This is a genomic window from Shouchella hunanensis (genome assembly GCF_028735875.1).
Lineage (GTDB): Bacteria > Bacillota > Bacilli > Bacillales > Bacillaceae_D > Shouchella > Shouchella hunanensis.
Genome location: NZ_CP117834.1, coordinates 2,038,762 through 2,055,623, shown reverse-complemented (window position 1 = coordinate 2,055,623; position 16,862 = coordinate 2,038,762). Strand labels below are relative to the sequence as shown.

The following is a 16,862-nucleotide window of genomic DNA, read 5'->3' as shown; positions in this document are numbered from 1 at the left end:
GAATAATCGGCTTGTCCATACAGCCATTAACCTTAATGAACTTCTTTAAGTCTTGACCCTCTCGTGCTTGCTACAAAGTTTTCAACGTTTATGAGAGGCAGCCAATACAATGGGTTTTCTTTCATAATCGATTGAAAGGCTAGAATGATCCCTGAACTACCTGAGAAGACATCATCCGATAATCGATAGGAAAAGTTACCTGGATAAATATAGGTATCTTCTTTTTCAATTAAAAACAAATGAGCCAACTCAATGACATCTTTCGTATAGTCCAATTGAGCTTGTCTGTCTTCTACTAAGGATGGTAACAATAGAAATCCACCTGCACCATCGAAGAGCCCGCCACTAATGGTACATCTGATCTTTGAGAGATTCAAAATGGAGTCAAACTCTTCTTTAAACAGCTGTTGATCGCTAACGTGATTTAAAAACCAAATAGCAATGCCAATCCCGATTGAACCTCCCGACAAGTAAGGCAATAATCGATTGTTCTCATCTAGTGTTTGCAGGATTCCCGATTCTTCGTCTTTTTGAGTTTTCGCTAGATCTTCTTTTATTAACTCAATTGCTTCACACAAATAATCTTCATTGGACGTAACGGAATAGAGCGCAGCGTAGAACAAGGAAATGCCAGATACGCCGTCGATTAACCCTATTGGCACCGCAGACCAGTCGTTTGTTTTCAATGATTTTTGCGTTTTTCTTGCAAAGGCGATCTTCTCCGCTACATTTTCAGTATAATCCAAATATTCGGTTTTATTTGTTTCTAGATACAGACTTATATAAAACAAGCCGACACCAGAAAGGCCAGAGCGTAATGTCAGGTCATTTCTTTCGTCTGTTTGATTTATTTTACGTATTACTTGCTGAACCGTTTCCGTATGTCCTCTTTCATAAAGCAACGTACTTATACCAGCTAGTCCTGAAAATAAACCGACGTTTTGAACATCTGGAAGTTGATCCAATAAATAAGTGTTCATCCACTTATCTATCTTTTCTACACAATGGCCTTCACGATTAAGGGTTAGCGCTGCTCCACTCCCACCATTTAGTATGTTAAATTTCGCATCCTTTAACTCGTACTGACGAATATCTCCATTGATGAACCTTTCATCATCCGTTACATGTTGACCTAATCCTTTTACTAGTTTTTTCACAATTAGTTGCAGATCCTCTGTCTGCTCGTCCACTTCTAAATGCCACTTAAACTGGATATCGTTCTGATAGTAGCGAATTTGATTGTTTGCTTTTTCAAATAGATCAATAAATTGCTTATAAACGTGACTTGGATACTGATTCTTAATCCAATTCAACTGAATAGGGGCAAGATACTTTTCTAATGTATCCGATGTTAGGATCGGCAGAGAAATATACCGTAATAATTTTAGATAACCAAACCAATCTCTTGCTCCTGCAACTTTTATTTCTTGTGAAACAAAACCAGTCGTCGCCATCCCTGGCTTTTCCGTGGAGTAGACGGAAACCGCCGTTTCAAAATCGATCAATTTCACCTCTCCACTTGAAGTCAGAATCACATTTGCTGGTTGAATATCGCCCATTGCTATGCCTTTTTGGTGCATATCATCAATAATGTGATAAAGGTTCGTCATGATTGATACAATCTCTTCACCATACACGTTCAAATCTACACTACCTGCAAAAGGATAGTTTCGTACGAGCCACGACCTTAAATCAGAGCCCTCAATGTATTCTTCCACAATAAAATAGTGTTCCCATGCTTGGAAGTGATCTAGGACGTTCACGACTCCAGGCACCTGATTTAATGTCGTTAGTGCATCTAGTTCGATCTTCTGCCTTTCTAACGCATCTCTGCCTATTCCATCTAAACCAGCTACCGGTCTCGCTTCTTTGATAATCACTTTTTCGTCAGTTGCCTTTTTTGTAGCTAAATACACTCCCCCAGCGTTACTGTAGCTTAAAGATGTTTCAATGTTATAATCGTTAAGTTTAGTCGTCTCTTCGTTTAAAAGTAGATCATCTTTTACGTTTAATGAATCTAAGTAAGCATCATACGGTTCCATAAATGGTGGTACTTGATAGAATGGGTTGCGTTGATCCGGGATTAATTGCCCGGTATCATCATAAATACAATGCTCCCCATCTTCATTTAATATCGTTTTAAATCCTCCATATCGATAAAAAACATTACTATCCTTCCAACGCTTATCATTCAATATATATGGACCTTTCTCATAATCCTTTGTCGCGTCAGCAAATACATCTAACAACTCTACAAATTGCTCCTCATTGAGTGGATAAACTGTTATAAATTTCCCTGATGAGGCACGGTTCGCATTTTTTGAATTCATTTTCATAAAGCTCTGTCGATCTTTTAAGTGCTTAAAGACAAGGTTGCGTTCCATACAAACCCTTGCTATTTTATTAAGTACTTTCTGCGCATCATTTTTAGAAGAAGTAATGTGGATTTTCCATCCTTGTATTGGTAAATGAACGCCTTCTACCTGATAATGTGTCCAAACGGATTCCTCATCGCTATGAACAGAGTACATGCTCTTAATGTCTCCCTCAACTTTTAAATCTCCTCCTTCCCCTTTACGTATTTTTCCATAATGTTCCGAATCTACTTTTAAATACTGGTGATAGAGAAAATTACCCTCCAACTTTTTCATCCTCCCTTTTCTCTACAATAGCAAAACGCTACATTCCACGCCTAATGGCTCTAAAAATAATCATGAATAGACATGCCACAACCATAAAAACCAAAATCATGTTAAATACCCAGGTTTCATAGAGAGCAAAATTGTTCGTAAAGAAATCTTGTAGCGAAAAACCAAAGATGCTCCAATTTCCTTGGCCATCCGTATTAAATGACCGATTGAGGTTCAGTGTTTCGGTAAGAATAAATAGAATATTAACGCCTACTAACGTCAAACCATATTCAAACACATCTCTTATAAACGTATCTTTCTTCAAAATAGTCCTCCCGTTTAAACGTGATCGATTAAAATTCTTTTCGCTTGTAAACACTTAAAGCAATAAGGAAAGAAAGGATATAAATGGTGAAACCGATTAGCACAAAAGTCAGTGAATAAACAATCATTGATGACGTCTCTGCCTCATTCAAAGCAAATCGTTCAAATACAAGATTGGAAACCACTCGTTCCATCAAAAAGCTAACCAAGATAGCTGCCCCTGCCGCCACAATTAAGACACCATCTGATTTCTCCGGCCCTAATAAATAAAGCAGAGGAAAAATAAGTGCACCGATTAACAACACAAGCATAATAGAAGGTGCTATTTGCACGAGTAGTTGAACGTAAGACTCTTCAACTGCGAAAAAATACACTAAAAAGGTTACTGTTGTTATGACAATTCCAATTGCCAGTACGGCTAAGTAAAAAAGATAATGCCCAAACACGATATGAGCTCGATTGATTGGCATGGTTAACACAAATTTATCGTAGCCAGACTTTGACTCATGCTTAATTACTTCCATTGCAGGGATGGAGACTAATAATAGCGTAAGCAACACAATAAAAGGGTGCATGGATTCTTGACCAAATCCTAAAACCAATGCGGCCACAAAAATGGATATGCCGATATACATAAATAAACTTCGATAAACTAAGTAATAACTCGTCAGTAGTAAAGCATTCATTTCTTTTCACCTCTCGCTAAGAAAACGCTTAAATCTTCTAATGTCAGCTCATTAACAGCTATGTTTTCTGGTAGCTCTCTTTTATCAGAAACCAAAACGACAAGTGCATTGTTATCTTTATAGGATGTCACAACATGCTCTGGCTCTAATTTCGATAGTTCTTCTTCATTGATTTCAACAATTGCGTATTGATTTTGAATGACTTCTCTCTTTTCCGTTAAGATGATTTCTCCATCTTTGATAAAGACAAGGTGATCAGCAATCTTCTCAATGTCACTCATGATATGAGAGGATAAAAGGATTCCCCCTTTATTTACCTCAACAAAACGACTGAGTTCATCTAATAATTCTTTTCTTGAGGATGGGTCAAGTCCTCCCGTCGCCTCATCAAGTAAAAGCAATTTAGCGTTATGGGAAAGGGCTACAGCAACGGATAGCTTCATCGACATCCCTCGTGAAAATTCTTTTACCTTTTTATCTACCGGCAAATGGAACGTTTGTAATAGCCTGTCAAATGCCTCTTGATCCCAACTGCTGTACATTTTCACAAACACTTTATTTAACTGCTTAATCGTAAGTTCAGCAGGTAGATTAATGGCATCGAAGACAACGCCCACTTGTTCTCTTAAAGTTGATTGCTGGCCATATATTTCCTCTCCAAATAATCGAACTGTTCCTTCATCTTTCTTTATTAATCCTAAAATGGTTTTAAATGTAGTCGATTTTCCTGCTCCGTTATCGCCTACAAATCCAACAATGGAACCAGCCGGAACATTCAACGTAACATTTTTAAGGACGTTTTTTCGCTTAAACGATTTACTGATATTTTCCATCTCAAGAAGTACAGTCATTTTTTATCCTCCTAAAATATATAAAAAATAAATAATTTTTTATATATTGAAAATACATTTCATATAATCCGTTAACGTTCATTAAGTAAAAAACATTATAACGAGCATTGAACACACTTCAAAACGGAAAACATCGTGATTTATGTATTTATATACCACAGTGAATGGTTTCAAAACCATTAAATTTCAATTTTTTTATTTATTTTACTAAAAAAATGATTTTTCTGGTTTTTTAGTAAGGTCAAAATCGGAAAATCATGCTCAAAAGCCACGTGACGCCTCTCACTCTATTTTCATATACCACAGCGACAGGTTTCCAAACACGAAATTGTACCTATTCTTTAACTATACGGAAAGATAGCACGTCCCATGTGACGCTTCTCTTTCAACTCGTTTGTCTTTTTTTATGAAACAAGCAACACGTGGCGCATAGACTAGTATAGGTCGTTCGTCTTCAGGAAAGAATTGTCATCTAGAGGTGATTTAGTATGATAGAAGTTGCGGTATTGTTTGCGATGTTACTCGCGTTAGCATGTCTTGGCGCCCCATTAATGAAGACATGGAAATACCTTATGCGGCAAATGATCATTGGGTCCATTGTCCTTATGGCTTTTATAATCTTTCTTTTCGTCTATGAATTTATTGAGGGAAGCTTTACTCTATTTTAGTAGAACAAGTGACTACTATAATGACAAAAAGAAGGCGCATGTGCATACACATGCGCCCCTTCTCTGAATCAGAGCAAGCAGCCGATTAGCGATCAATCACGTTAAGGAAGATTCCCCGTGTTGATATGTAGGATAGGTCAACCCTATCCTTTTACACTAATCTGTCATTATATTTTCTGTTTCTTCATGAAGGATCGCTTCAAGATGCTTAATTTGGTCATCCAACATCTCAACAAAGCGAGCTTCATTACCGGTCACTTTCCTTCTCATTGCTTTCAGAAAGAATAACTCCCGGCGAAACAGTTCTCGCTCAAAGCGATTCATAATAGATATCCTCCTTAACCATGATTGATACCTATATGTACTAGTTACCCCTCTTCAAATGCGTAAAACGTACCCACGAAAACTTTTTTTATCCCTTAAGAGTTAGAGAACAAAGAAGGCTTAGTCCCTTTAATACGTACGGTACATTCCTTTTGATCGTGGAGCTGTATACTGAAACGCGAATTTCTTGTATAAATGCTCTGCTTCTCCATCTGCAATTAAGCTAACGTAAGAACCTGGTAGTGTGTTCTGGTCAAGGTAATTGGTAAGGTGCTCCATAATAACTCTCCCTAATCCATTTCCTTGATAGGTAGGCTTCACCGCAATATCAACAATTTGAAAAAAAGCGCCTCCATCTCCAATGATTCTGCCCATACCGATTAGCACTTCGTCATCGTACAACGTCACTGCATATAAGGAATTACGGAGACCGATTTCAGCTGCCTCTAGCGATTTCCCACTCATTCCCGCTTCCAATCGTAACTCATTATAGGCTTTTGGATGCGGGGATTCATGAATAACTGTATAGTCCAATTTCTTTCCCTCCACTTTGTTCGATTGCTAGCCCTCAAAGCTGCTTAACATACTTGTAAACATTCCTGCTTGCTTCTCTATTTCCCCATTATACACAAAAAAAGTATAGACAAGTGCCTATACTTTTTGTACTACCTTATTTTCCTTCAGCGAGCTGTATCGCCTGATTCAATACGTTTTCACCTTTCATCATCCCATAGTCCATTTGATTAATCAGATCGACTTTGACGTTGTATGGTTCCGCTTGTTTCGTAATTTGCGCTTGCATGTAACGTACTTGTGGACCGATTAACAGGACATCCACTTTTTCTAAATGGTCGTTTAATTGTGAAGCGGATACGGCATCGATGTCACACGTTACGCCTTTCATTTCAGCAGCTTCTCTCATTTTAGTTACGAGCATGCTAGTAGACATTCCAGCTGAACATACGAGTAGAATATTCATTTTTTACACTCCCTTTGGTAAGCGTTGATAGAGTTCAACCATTTCAACGGCCATTTCTTTTACTGTCATCGACGTCATTAAGTGATCTTGTGCATGAATTAATAAAATGGAAGGGGTAACCCCGTTCCCTTGCGCTTCTTGTTGCAACAGTTCCGTTTGTCCATGGTGAGCCGTCACAAATGCATCCTCTGCTTCTTTTAATTTACCTGCCGCTTGCTCAAATTCTCCAGCTTTTGCTGCTTGGATGGCTTCCATCGCAAAAGAGCGAGCATTTCCCGCATGCAGAATGAGTGTGAACGAAATTTCTTCAAGTGTTTTTGTCATGATGATACTCCTTCTTAGCCGTTTTCTTTTTCAATTCGTTCTTGCGCACGTTCAGATAAGCGAATAAATGGTATATAGATAAGTGTGGCAAGTGTTAAGTTAAAGAGCTGTAAAACCACACCTGACCAGTGCCCTGAAACAAGGAATCCGCTTATAATTGGCGGTGTTGTCCAAGGAATCGCAACTGCCGTTTTCGCGACAAACCCAAGGGAAATTGCAAAATAAGAAATGATTGTCAACAGAATTGGCGATAAAACAAATGGAATCAACAGTGACGGATTCAACACAATTGGCATCCCGAACATAATAGGTTCATTGATATTAAACGCAGCTCCTGGTGCACCTAACTTCCCGACCGTACGGTAATGAGACGTTTTTGCTACAATAAAGATTGCGGCAATGAGCGCCAATGTGGTTCCAGATCCACCCATAAACACGTAGGCATCAAAGAATGCTTTCGTTACAATGGCTAGTTCATCCCCAAAAATACTCGCTCCTGCTTGAACCAGCTCCGTATTTGTAATACTTGCTGATAAGTATACACCTTCCATAATCGGTGACATAATATTCGTTCCGTGTAAACCGAAGAACCATAAGAAATGATTAAGGAACACAACGATGAGTGCTGCTGGTAATGAATTTGATAATTTTAATAAGGGTGTTTGAATCCATTCAAAGATTAATTCGTGCACGCTTAACTGAACAACTAACGTCATAAATATTTGTAGCAAGCTAAGTCCTATGAGAATTATAAGAAATGGAATTAGTGAGCGAAAAGATTTCGTTACACCCTCAGGTACTCCCTGTGGCATTTTAATTGTAAATCTAGAATTTACGAGTACTCGGAATAATTCAGTTACAATGATTGCATTAAATAACGCAACGAATAAACCTTGTGATCCTGTCCATGCTAGTGAGAGTCCCCAATCCTCAGTGAACGGCGACAGCATAACGAATGTGGAAACCGATAAGATTGCTGCTGCTAACCCATCAACATGATAGGAACGAGCTAGGTGATAGGAAATGGCCATCGTAACAAGGAGAGCCAGAATTGCATAAGAGGCATCCCATATATTCCCACCAAACATAGTGAAGTTCTCACCGAAAATCCCCATCATAAACGCTTGGTATCGTTCGATTGTCGGTAGTGGAAAATTGTTAAGTAGGATGGCAAACGAGCCAATAATAATTAGAGGAATGACGCTCACGAACCCATCTCGAATGGCAACTAAATGCCTTTGTGCGCCAATTTTCCCCGCTACCGGCACAACATTTCTTTCTAACCATTGCATCATAAAAATTCCCCCTTTTTATACTTGCTGATAAAATTGTGGCAAATCTTCTTTATGTGCTTCCAATAACTCTTCCATTAAATCGTTTGCAAGCGTTTCTTCTCGAACAAGAGGATTGATGACTAACGCTTGATACAGGCGCTCACGATCGCCTTTTACAGCTGCTTCAATGACCAATTCCTCCATATTCTTCATCAATTGAATGATGCCTCGAATCGAGAGTGGAAGCGCTCCTATCGAAATTGGTCGTGGTCCCTCTGCCCCCATGACAGCGTTGGTTTCAATGACAGCATCGTTCGGTAAGTCTGATATGGTTCCATTATTTTGAACGTTAACGGTTTGAATATCGCCTTTATTTGTATAGATACTTGTCATAACGTTACAAGCAGCATCGCTATAGAAAGCCCCTCCTCTTTTCTCAAGTTCGGTAGGCTTTTCTGTTAACTCTTTATCGTCATATTTTTTAAAGAGCTCTTCTTCTACTTGCTGGACGACTTCAGCCCGTGTTCCATTCTCCCAATACTCTTTCAAACTTTTCTCTAGCATCTCTGCCCCTTTAAAGTAATAGCTATGGTAAGGATTCGGCAGCATCATAAAAGAAGATAAAAATGTAGACGACCATCCTTCTGATACGATATTTGCTGGTGAATATTGATTTGACGGATCTTTTAATCGCTCAATTACAATCGATGTATAGTCCACTCCTTTTACAAGCACGCGACGACCAAATACAAAATGATTTAAGCCAATAAATTCAATTTCAACGTCTTCCGTCTGGCAGCCTAGAATTTCTGCCACACCTGTTCGCATATTAAATGGAATGTTACACACACCGATGACGCGTTTATGAGAACCATATTTCAACAAAGCTTCTGTTACCATTCCAGCAGGATTCGTGAAGTTGATCAGCCATGCATTTGGACAAAGCTCAGCCATATCCTTTGAAACCTCTAACAAAATCGGTATCGTTCGCAAAGCTTTAAAGATTCCTCCTGCACCATTTGTTTCCTGCCCTAAAGCACCGTAAGAAAGTGGAATTCGTTCGTCTTTTTCTCTGGCTTTCAATCCCCCCACTCGAATTTGACTTGTCACGAAGTCAGCATGTTTTAATGCCTTTCGACGATCAAGGCTAGCTGTAATCGTAATGTCTTTTCCTGATTTTTTGACCATTCGCTTTGCTAAACGTGAAATGACGTCTAGCTTTTGTTTTCCTTTTTCAATATCCACTAGCGCTATTTCCGTCACAGGGAATTGATCGTGACGGTCAATCATGCCCTCTATAATTTCTGGCGTATAGCTAGATCCTCCACCTATGATGACAAGCTTCAACATCATATAGCCCCTCCTGTTACTACTCTATTTGTAGGTATAACTGTTTATTGAAATCGCTTTCTTAATACAACTACAATTTATCATAACAAATAAGAAATGTACAGCACTATTTGTAATAACAACTTTAAAAGTAATTCTCTATTTTGTCATTACCTTTGTATGAAAACTTCCCATCATTTATGATACAATAAAGGTATAGAATCTGGAGGGGTCATGCCAATGTCTGCGATGCACCAGCAAATCAAAGAAAACATTATTGAAAAGATAGAAGCAAACGAATACGCACCTCAATCACAACTTCCGACTGAAGCTGAGTTTTGTGACACATATGGTGTGAGTCGCACCACTGTCCGTACTGCTCTTCAACAGCTCAGCCAGGAAGGCTATGTGGTTCGAAGACAAGGACAAGGTACTTTTGTCGCGGAGCCGAAAATACGCACAAATTTATCCCAAACGGTTACCTCTTTTACGGAACAAGTCACTTCACAAGGAAAAAAACCTTTCATTAAGGTATTGTCATTACAAGTTATCCCGGCTGATGAAGAGTTGTCCCATTTATTACACACGGATGCCAATGCTGCCATTCAAAAAGTCATTCGCGTTCGTTACGTCGATGAAAAACCTTTACAGTATGAGATCGCTTATGTTCCTTGGACCATTGCTCCAGGTATTACAGAGGAACAATGCTCCGTTTCTTTGTATTCTACACTGAGAGATCACTACAGCGTCCGTATTGCACGAACAGAGGAACACCTTCAACTAACGACGATGGATCCTTCTATTGCCACACATCTTGCGTCTGAAGAACAGACACCGTGCTTTTACTTGGAAACGCTCGCTTACTTAGAAGATGGGACGATTGCGGAGCACTCGCAAACCTATTTCCATGGGGAACGAGCAAGTTTTCAAATTGAACGACACTACAGTTAATGGAGGTTTAGCGAACATGCCTACTGTTGTTTTTAATGCAGATGATTTCGGGTTATCACGGGGAGTCAACTACGGTATTTTAGATTGCCACTTACATGGAGTCGTTTCTTCTACGACCATGCTTGTAAATATGCCTGGCACGCGTCATGCCGTTGCCCTTGCGCACCAGCACCCTAGCTTACGTGTAGGTGTTCACCTTGCCTTAACAATCGGTACACCTTTGGCTGATAACGTTCCAAGCCTTACAAATCAGTTTGGTCAATTTAGACCTCTTCTGGAACAACGAAACGAACGTCTGATCAATCCAGCTGACGTGCTACGAGAATGGACGAAGCAAATTGAAACATTCTTAGACTTCGGGTTAACACCTAGTCATTTAGATAGCCATCATCACATCCATAATTGGGCTCATCTACGTCCAGTAATAGAAGAACTAGCGGCAGTGTATCAACTTCCCTGGCGGCAAAATTTTGAGGAGATGCCTCGACAGACGCAGCTGTATACAGAGGCATTTGATGAAAGGTTTTACAAACAAGGAGTCAATCATAAGGAGTTAGACACCATCCTTGACGATCATAAAGGCGTACAATCTGTAGAGATTATGTGTCACCCAGCTTATGCAGACACGACGTTAACATCCACTTCTTCTTATGTTCGTGAGCGGTTAAAGGAAACAGATGTTTTAATGACGTATACATTACCAGATGGATGGACGCTCAAATAATTCACAAAAACGCACTCTCATCATCTTAAGAGAGTGCGTTTTCCGTTTCTTTCTTATTTTCTCTTACCATTAAATACAAGAATAAGCCCCAAATGCCGAGCATAAATGCTGATATAAAGTAGAGAAATTGATGATTTAAAAAAGTGACTTGGACAGCCTGCAATTCAAAACCTCTTGCCCATATGATTGGTAAAACCGTTAACATAATCGATGCATGAATAAAAGAAGTCGTAAATCGCTTTACTTTCTTCTTCAAGACAAATTGTACAATGGAGCTTACGAATAGTACTACGACTAACTGAATAATAAAAATAGCTTCCATCTTACTCCCCACATTCATTAAGAAGCATACGCTCCATTCGAAATAATACCAACTACATCATAACCTAAACCGCGCATTCTTACGATTCTATTAGCTATCCCAATAGCCTGTTTCCATATCAATGAGCCAATGATTTCTTAACAGCAGCGCGCGCTCAATCCCAGCTAGGACAGAAGCAACAATTAGGGTTGTATTCACCCAATCAGGTAGCGTAATTGGAGACTGGAAAGTGCCGATATGTTCGTGAATCCACGGTATGCTTGTAACGAGCTCTAGTAATTGTGGTAACCCGAGAATAAGTGAGACGAGCAATACCATAACCGCAGACAGACCTAAACTTTTGCTTGTTATAGGAAACCGTTGATCCAATCTTAGACGCAACCCTTCACCCGAGCGCTTATCCGGCTGTAACACGTATTCTCGTTGATCACTTTCCCTCACATAATGCATTCGACTTAAGCCATAATCTGTTGCTCCAACTTCAATGACACCACCAGGTACAGGGAAAGCCGCCGGAAGACTTGAGGTGGCCATATGCTTACCATCAAGGTATAACTCTGCCGTGTTATCTTCGCTAAAAAAATGAACGTTCACTGCATACACATGGGTTTCACCTTCATCACCAGTAAGTTCCAAGTAAAATAAAGAGCGCGTGAATGGCTGCCAAAAACGGAATGGTTTTAGCGCGTGCCCGTCACCTTCCTTTACTTTATTTACTTTCTTTCGGCGTTTCCATTGACGATATGAACGAAACATAAAAGGCGCTCCTTTTTTTAACTTGATAAACGAATGTGATAACAGTAAAGTATCATTGTTTTATTTTCGGAATAGAGGCAATGACCCAGCCAAAAATACTTCCACTTCCAATGCCGAATATGAGGGCAGCTGCCGTGTTATTAAAAGAAGTGAAGCCAACAAATGTCAGCGCTGCTATCGTAATCGCATAAGTAAACCATTCCTGTTTCATGCCGTCGCCTCCTTGTTTCCTTTGTATGTTCTACGGTTACTGGAACAAAATGTTTCATTTACATGAAAAGAAAAAGAGACACAGCCATGCTGAGCCTCTTTTTCTTATACAGATCGTTTCTTTCTTCTACCTAGTGCAAAAGCTGCTCCTACAACACTTAAGCCCCCAATTATCCACGCAACATAGTTAGTCGATGTCTGTGGTAACTGTCCACCTTCTGTTGTTGCTGCTACTTCATTGGGCAGCCTTTTTTCAAAATCCGCTTTTCGAATTTTTCCATTAATTCCTTTCGTTCGATCCACTACTTGTGAAACTTCAAAATCTGTTGCTGCGCTTAAGTAAGCAAGTGCTTTAGCACGGTCCATACCGTAATGATGCTCCAAGAAGTCGATCGATTGACGTGTGGCATCTTTCATCGCTTCATTTAAATCTTCATCAAGACCAATTGGCAACCAATAGTCTTCTGTTTCACCAATTGGTTGGGTAAACGTATGAGCGTTTCCGGGTATACCTGGATCACCTTTTTTTAATAACGACAAACGAAAGGTTACCCGAAGCGACCCTTCAAGAGCACTCAACGCGACTTCCCCATCTCCTTGTGAAAAATGAGGATCACCAGTGTAAAACAGGCCGCCTTCCACTTCAATCGGTAAGTAAAGGGTTGACCCTACACCTAAGTCATTGATATCAATATTCCCACCTGTTCGGGTAGGAGGGACACTGTCTACTCTTTCGGTCGTGTCGGTTGCAACGCCCATCATTCCCATGAAAGGTTGAAGTGGAAAAAACACATCTTCTCCTGGAATTTCACCATACCATTGCCCGTTTCGCATTGTAATAGGGGTGAAAACGGATACGTTATGAAACCATTCTGGATTTTCAACACTTGCTTCTTCAGCTGGTCCTTCATTTTCAGGAAATTCTCCAGGTAATGCACCACGACCGTGTCGGTTTGAAATAACGCCGTATGGAACCCGCGGCGTGAGTGACAACGTTTCTACTTTTAATACATCGCCTGGTTCTGCCCCTTTAATTTCAACTGGCCCTGTCACAATATGAGGGCCATGTTCGCCGAATAGATTGACAATATCGGATTCCGCAATGGCAATCGCTTCGGAAAGAATATCTTTTGGCTTCACACCATACTGACCAAAGTAAGAAACAGGATCTCTGCCTTGATCATCAAGTAGCCCTTCAGCTGAAACTGTATCAAATGTAATGGTTTCGCCTGATTCCATCTTTAATACCGGTGCACTTGTCCGGTTTGGTAGTTCTCCCCAGCGAACATTGTCCACTGTTGAGGGTACATAATGTTGACCTTCTGCCTCCTGAGCATCCATTGTATGTAAAGGAAATTCTTCTGCATAGACTCCTTGAGTTGCAAGGGTACTACCTACACCTATCCCAACTGCTAGTCCTACCTGTTTCTTCATTTGCCACACTCCCTCCATCTACCTTTGTTTACTTTAGCTTAACAAAGTTTTCCACTTTCTTAAGAGAAGTGGGCAGATAATCTACCACTAAAATGAATCGTTAAATAAAAAAAAGAGACCTTCGCAAAAGGCCTCTCTATCGAGCTATTCTTCGTCAGTCGTCCAATCAAAATCACCTGTTTCAATCGCTTCAAATAACGTATTTTCTCCATTAACATGAAAGCGATTCTCTCCCCAGGCAAAGGTGGCATCGCTCACAAGAATGGTCGGTGCTGTATAAATGGATTGCTCTGTTGTTTCAACTTCTAGATGATACGTTACCGTTGGTGCACGGTCATTCGGAACGAGTTCGGTCGCTCCATCAAAGAGTTCCATGATTTTATCACGGTCATCTATCGTCACTTCTCTTCTGGTTGAATGTGAACGTTCACTTGACTCTTGTATGATTTGAATAGATGTGATTTCACCGTTTTCACTTTCATAACGAGTAATCTCTTCTTCTATCGTCGTCTCCTCAGGAATGTAATTCACTAAAACAATACCTGCTACACTGACAAGTAAAAGTGCAATGAAGACATAGAGAACCTTCCTAGCCACTTTTACATCGCCTCCTTTTTTATCCATAGACCCTATCCATTAGTTTTTTGTAGATCTAGCATAGCAGGAAATAGACGAAATTCAAAACCTAACGAAAAGAATACAAGGTTCTTTCACATTTACGTCTTTTTCGATTCATCAACGCTATTTAAACAGACGTTGCCCCTTGTCCACCATCAATCCGATAATAGCTACCCGTGATAAAGGATGCCTCTTCAGAGGATAAAAACAACATTAGTTTAGCAATCTCTTCTACTGTTGCATAGCGATTAAGCGGAACACTCGCTTCGAATTGTTTACGTGCTTCATCGACGTTATCTGGGTTTGTATTTTGTTCAATTGAACGAATCATGGCTGTATCTACTCCAGAAGGTGCAACAGCTACAACGCGAATATTTTCCGCAGCACCTTCCAAAGCAGCCGTTTTCGTTAATGCAATCACAGCATGTTTTGACGCCACATAAGGACCCATTCCAGGTGCGCCAAGCAGCCCACCGTTGGAAGCTGTATTCACGATAACACCATTTTGTTGTTTTTTCATCACTTGCATCACGTACTTCAGCCCAAGAAACACACCTGTTGTATTTACATTTAAGACATTTTGAAAATTATCAAGGGTTTGTTCGGTTAACAAACCAAATTCACCATTAATTCCTGCATTATTAATAAAAATATCAATTTGTCCATAGTGATCAACAGTATTCTCTACAAATGCTTGGACATCATTCTCTTTAGAAACATCTCCAGCTACTAGCAATGTTTTGTCTTTGTCTAGGTTTGCTTCAACAGATGCTTTCTCTAAAGCTTCTTTATTTAAATCGACTAAAGCGAGTTTAGCTCCTTCCGCTTGAAAAAGCTCTGCTGCCTTTATCCCAATCCCTCCAGAAGCACCTGTTATTAATACAACTTTATCCTGAAATCTCATGGATTCTCACCTTCATCGTTAAGATTTTTTGTTTCAAATTGACTATAAACCTAAGCATTCTTCTAAACAAGTACGCACCTCAAAGTGATTAAGTATCCCAAGCGAAACTAAACGAAGCGACTTGGATAACTAGAAAAGTGGGTTGCGACCGTTCACTAGCCTCGTAATACCTTCTCCATTGCCTTACCTCTTGCCAGCTCATCTACTAATTTATCCAAGTAACGAATTTCTCTCATAAGTGGTTCTTCAATATCTTCCACCCGAACACCACATATAACACCTTTAATAAGAGACCGTGATGGGTTCATGATTGGGGCACCTGAAAAAAACGATTCCATATCTGTTTGCTTTTCCAAATGCGCTTCTAGCGCTTCTGGACGATAGCCAGTTAACCATTGAATGACCTCATCGAGCTCGGCTTTTGTCCGGCCTTTTCTTTCAACCTTATTCACATAATGTGGATAAACGCTTGCAAACGGCATCGTGTAAATTTTATGCTTAGCCATACGTTCGCTCCTTTCTTGATTTTCTACTGCTACACCGCTTTAACCATCCGAAAAAGTTTAAAAGATCCTTGATCAATCTTTCCTACAACTTGATAGCCAACCCGCTCGTATAACTGCTTCGCACGGGGATTGTTTTCTCGAACCGTTAGCGATAGTTTCTTAAAAGAGCAATCTTTCGCACGCGCTTCAGCATAATGAAGCAGCATTCCACCAATACCTAGCCCTCTGCTTTCAGGTAGTATGGCCATCGCACCTATATGAAACTCATCCTTCTTCCCTTCCTCCATCGTCATCATGGCATAGAGGGTACGCACATTCTTGACTGCATAGTTGACCATAGCAAATCGTCTTATGTGCAAAATTTGTTTGGCTGTCGGAAGAACTAATTGATTCATGACGCTTGTTGGGTAGCACGTAATCATTCCAAGTGTTTTGTTACCTACTTTTGCTTCATAAGCAAATTCGTGGCTGAAGCGATTGTTTTTCCCTTCCCACAATCCTTTCATCGTTTCTTCTATAATAGCAGGATCGTCTGAACCAACAATTGTTTGAGCCATGCTTTCAATAGCCATTATGTTTAGCTTAGCGCCCACCCTCGAACAAGGCGATGCTTTCTCCATTCGAACCGATTTGGACATGATGATCACCCTTCACTAGAAAAATGAACGTTATCGTTTCAATATACCCATTCGTTTTCAAAGACATACTGTCATTTAGCAAAAATAGCAGGATGTTACAACTTACAGCGTCTGTGGCTTCGGTAACAATACAATGCTAATAGAAGCTTTACTCCCTGCTTTAACCTTGTTTGCACCTAACACAAAAAGAGTATCGCCATCATTAGGAACCAATGTCTTCTGTCTTACAAGAAACGAGATGTAACAAACCTCACGAATGGAAATGACATCTTACTCGTGAAGAGTCGTCCCTTCCTTCTCCATTAACACAATTGTCTCTAATTCTTCCAGGGGTTTGAAACGACATCGTTTCGTTCCTTACTTTCCAGGCTCATTCTTACAAAAGACATGTACAACATGCCCACTAGTAA

The 16,862-nt window shown here is 40.0% G+C and carries 21 protein-coding genes; 3 read left to right on the top strand and 18 right to left on the bottom strand.

All coding sequences use genetic code 11. The annotated features are described in order from the left end of the window. Window positions 1-32: 32 nt before the first annotated feature. Genes lanKC through PQ477_RS10615 form a run of 4 tightly spaced genes read right to left on the bottom strand, consistent with a single transcriptional unit; the run spans window position 33 to window position 4,491 of the window. Window positions 33-2,651 carry a class III lanthionine synthetase LanKC gene (gene lanKC, locus PQ477_RS10630; protein ID WP_274271707.1) on the bottom strand — a complete coding sequence of 873 codons (2,619 nt, stop codon included), beginning with the start codon at window positions 2,649-2,651 and terminating at the stop codon, window positions 33-35. 28 nt (window positions 2,652-2,679) lie between these two features. Next, window positions 2,680-2,955 (bottom strand): YfzA family protein, encoded by a 276-nt coding sequence (locus PQ477_RS10625; protein WP_035392793.1) that lies wholly within the window; start codon window positions 2,953-2,955, stop codon window positions 2,680-2,682. Between the two features lie 28 nt (window positions 2,956-2,983). After that, window positions 2,984-3,640: an ABC-2 transporter permease gene (locus PQ477_RS10620; RefSeq protein WP_274271705.1), complete on the bottom strand. Its 657-nt coding sequence runs from the start codon at window positions 3,638-3,640 to the stop codon at window positions 2,984-2,986. Continuing rightward, on the bottom strand, window positions 3,637-4,491 hold the full coding sequence (locus PQ477_RS10615) for an ABC transporter ATP-binding protein (protein ID WP_035392795.1): 855 nt from the start codon (window positions 4,489-4,491) through the stop codon (window positions 3,637-3,639). The genes PQ477_RS10620 and PQ477_RS10615 overlap by 4 nt, the downstream gene beginning before the upstream one ends. A gap of 488 nt (window positions 4,492-4,979) precedes the next feature. On the opposite strand from PQ477_RS10615, the gene PQ477_RS10610 reads away from it, so the two are divergent. Continuing rightward, complete coding sequence (locus PQ477_RS10610; protein WP_035392797.1) at window positions 4,980-5,159, top strand: hypothetical protein; 180 nt, start codon at window positions 4,980-4,982, stop codon at window positions 5,157-5,159. A gap of 156 nt (window positions 5,160-5,315) precedes the next feature. Here the strand turns inward: PQ477_RS10610 and PQ477_RS10605 are convergent, their stop codons facing one another. The 6 genes from PQ477_RS10605 to PQ477_RS10580 all read right to left on the bottom strand — a co-directional run bounded on the left by PQ477_RS10605 (window position 5,316) and on the right by PQ477_RS10580 (window position 9,413). Beyond that, window positions 5,316-5,483, bottom strand: coding sequence for a hypothetical protein (locus PQ477_RS10605; RefSeq protein ID WP_158331919.1), 168 nt, complete (start codon window positions 5,481-5,483; stop codon window positions 5,316-5,318). Between the two features lie 129 nt (window positions 5,484-5,612). After that, window positions 5,613-6,017 carry a GNAT family N-acetyltransferase gene (locus PQ477_RS10600; protein WP_035392798.1) on the bottom strand — a complete coding sequence of 135 codons (405 nt, stop codon included), beginning with the start codon at window positions 6,015-6,017 and terminating at the stop codon, window positions 5,613-5,615. Window positions 6,018-6,153: 136 nt separating this feature from the next. Continuing rightward, the gene (locus PQ477_RS10595) at window positions 6,154-6,462 is read right to left on the bottom strand and encodes a PTS sugar transporter subunit IIB (protein ID WP_035392800.1); all 309 of its coding nucleotides are present in this window, start codon (window positions 6,460-6,462) and stop codon (window positions 6,154-6,156) included. A 3-nt stretch (window positions 6,463-6,465) separates the two neighbouring features. Further along, on the bottom strand, window positions 6,466-6,786 hold the full coding sequence (locus tag PQ477_RS10590; protein ID WP_060704137.1) for a PTS sugar transporter subunit IIA: 321 nt from the start codon (window positions 6,784-6,786) through the stop codon (window positions 6,466-6,468). 14 nt (window positions 6,787-6,800) lie between these two features. Next, window positions 6,801-8,081 (bottom strand): PTS sugar transporter subunit IIC, encoded by a 1,281-nt coding sequence (locus PQ477_RS10585; RefSeq protein ID WP_144557836.1) that lies wholly within the window; start codon window positions 8,079-8,081, stop codon window positions 6,801-6,803. Window positions 8,082-8,096: 15 nt separating this feature from the next. Then, window positions 8,097-9,413: a 6-phospho-beta-glucosidase gene (locus PQ477_RS10580; RefSeq protein ID WP_035392802.1), complete on the bottom strand. Its 1,317-nt coding sequence runs from the start codon at window positions 9,411-9,413 to the stop codon at window positions 8,097-8,099. Window positions 9,414-9,629: 216 nt separating this feature from the next. Here PQ477_RS10580 and PQ477_RS10575 point away from each other — a divergent pair, with 216 nt between their 5' ends. After that, window positions 9,630-10,340: a GntR family transcriptional regulator gene (locus tag PQ477_RS10575; protein ID WP_274271702.1), complete on the top strand. Its 711-nt coding sequence runs from the start codon at window positions 9,630-9,632 to the stop codon at window positions 10,338-10,340. A 16-nt stretch (window positions 10,341-10,356) separates the two neighbouring features. Beyond that, a complete protein-coding gene (gene chbG / locus PQ477_RS10570) occupies window positions 10,357-11,064 on the top strand; it encodes a chitin disaccharide deacetylase (RefSeq protein WP_274271700.1) in 708 nt (235 codons plus the stop codon). A gap of 25 nt (window positions 11,065-11,089) precedes the next feature. Here chbG and PQ477_RS10565 read toward each other — a convergent pair whose 3' ends face one another. The 8 genes from PQ477_RS10565 to PQ477_RS10530 all read right to left on the bottom strand — a co-directional run bounded on the left by PQ477_RS10565 (window position 11,090) and on the right by PQ477_RS10530 (window position 16,452). Continuing rightward, window positions 11,090-11,386: a hypothetical protein gene (locus PQ477_RS10565; RefSeq protein WP_274271699.1), complete on the bottom strand. Its 297-nt coding sequence runs from the start codon at window positions 11,384-11,386 to the stop codon at window positions 11,090-11,092. Window positions 11,387-11,476: 90 nt separating this feature from the next. Continuing rightward, entirely contained in the window at window positions 11,477-12,142 is a 666-nt protein-coding gene (locus tag PQ477_RS10560) for a hypothetical protein (RefSeq protein ID WP_035392808.1), read from the bottom strand. 52 nt (window positions 12,143-12,194) lie between these two features. Continuing rightward, window positions 12,195-12,353 carry a hypothetical protein gene (locus PQ477_RS10555; RefSeq protein WP_186370710.1) on the bottom strand — a complete coding sequence of 53 codons (159 nt, stop codon included), beginning with the start codon at window positions 12,351-12,353 and terminating at the stop codon, window positions 12,195-12,197. Between the two features lie 104 nt (window positions 12,354-12,457). Further along, a complete protein-coding gene (locus PQ477_RS10550; RefSeq protein ID WP_274271695.1) occupies window positions 12,458-13,786 on the bottom strand; it encodes an acetamidase/formamidase family protein in 1,329 nt (442 codons plus the stop codon). 144 nt (window positions 13,787-13,930) lie between these two features. Next, the gene (locus tag PQ477_RS10545; protein WP_035392809.1) at window positions 13,931-14,383 is read right to left on the bottom strand and encodes a hypothetical protein; all 453 of its coding nucleotides are present in this window, start codon (window positions 14,381-14,383) and stop codon (window positions 13,931-13,933) included. Window positions 14,384-14,531: 148 nt separating this feature from the next. Beyond that, a complete protein-coding gene (locus PQ477_RS10540) occupies window positions 14,532-15,308 on the bottom strand; it encodes an SDR family NAD(P)-dependent oxidoreductase (protein ID WP_274271693.1) in 777 nt (258 codons plus the stop codon). A gap of 155 nt (window positions 15,309-15,463) precedes the next feature. After that, a complete protein-coding gene (locus PQ477_RS10535) occupies window positions 15,464-15,814 on the bottom strand; it encodes a DUF2200 domain-containing protein (RefSeq protein ID WP_035392812.1) in 351 nt (116 codons plus the stop codon). Window positions 15,815-15,843: 29 nt separating this feature from the next. Next, on the bottom strand, window positions 15,844-16,452 hold the full coding sequence (locus PQ477_RS10530) for a GNAT family N-acetyltransferase (RefSeq protein ID WP_060704142.1): 609 nt from the start codon (window positions 16,450-16,452) through the stop codon (window positions 15,844-15,846). Window positions 16,453-16,862 lie beyond the last annotated feature (410 nt).

Coding starts and splice junctions, on each gene's coding strand:
- lanKC (WP_274271707.1), bottom strand. CDS start 2,651: ATGAAAAAGTTGGAGGGTAATTTTCTCTATCACCAGTATTTAAAAGTA.
- PQ477_RS10620 (WP_274271705.1), bottom strand. CDS start 3,640: ATGAATGCTTTACTACTGACGAGTTATTACTTAGTTTATCGAAGTTTA.
- PQ477_RS10615 (WP_035392795.1), bottom strand. CDS start 4,491: ATGACTGTACTTCTTGAGATGGAAAATATCAGTAAATCGTTTAAGCGA.
- PQ477_RS10610 (WP_035392797.1), top strand. CDS start 4,980: ATGATAGAAGTTGCGGTATTGTTTGCGATGTTACTCGCGTTAGCATGT.
- PQ477_RS10605 (WP_158331919.1), bottom strand. CDS start 5,483: ATGAATCGCTTTGAGCGAGAACTGTTTCGCCGGGAGTTATTCTTTCTG.
- PQ477_RS10595 (WP_035392800.1), bottom strand. CDS start 6,462: ATGAATATTCTACTCGTATGTTCAGCTGGAATGTCTACTAGCATGCTC.
- PQ477_RS10590 (WP_060704137.1), bottom strand. CDS start 6,786: ATGACAAAAACACTTGAAGAAATTTCGTTCACACTCATTCTGCATGCG.
- PQ477_RS10585 (WP_144557836.1), bottom strand. CDS start 8,081: ATGATGCAATGGTTAGAAAGAAATGTTGTGCCGGTAGCGGGGAAAATT.
- PQ477_RS10580 (WP_035392802.1), bottom strand. CDS start 9,413: ATGATGTTGAAGCTTGTCATCATAGGTGGAGGATCTAGCTATACGCCA.
- PQ477_RS10575 (WP_274271702.1), top strand. CDS start 9,630: ATGTCTGCGATGCACCAGCAAATCAAAGAAAACATTATTGAAAAGATA.
- chbG (WP_274271700.1), top strand. CDS start 10,357: ATGCCTACTGTTGTTTTTAATGCAGATGATTTCGGGTTATCACGGGGA.
- PQ477_RS10565 (WP_274271699.1), bottom strand. CDS start 11,386: ATGGAAGCTATTTTTATTATTCAGTTAGTCGTAGTACTATTCGTAAGC.
- PQ477_RS10560 (WP_035392808.1), bottom strand. CDS start 12,142: ATGTTTCGTTCATATCGTCAATGGAAACGCCGAAAGAAAGTAAATAAA.
- PQ477_RS10555 (WP_186370710.1), bottom strand. CDS start 12,353: ATGAAACAGGAATGGTTTACTTATGCGATTACGATAGCAGCGCTGACA.
- PQ477_RS10550 (WP_274271695.1), bottom strand. CDS start 13,786: ATGAAGAAACAGGTAGGACTAGCAGTTGGGATAGGTGTAGGTAGTACC.
- PQ477_RS10540 (WP_274271693.1), bottom strand. CDS start 15,308: ATGAGATTTCAGGATAAAGTTGTATTAATAACAGGTGCTTCTGGAGGG.
- PQ477_RS10535 (WP_035392812.1), bottom strand. CDS start 15,814: ATGGCTAAGCATAAAATTTACACGATGCCGTTTGCAAGCGTTTATCCA.
- PQ477_RS10530 (WP_060704142.1), bottom strand. CDS start 16,452: ATGTCCAAATCGGTTCGAATGGAGAAAGCATCGCCTTGTTCGAGGGTG.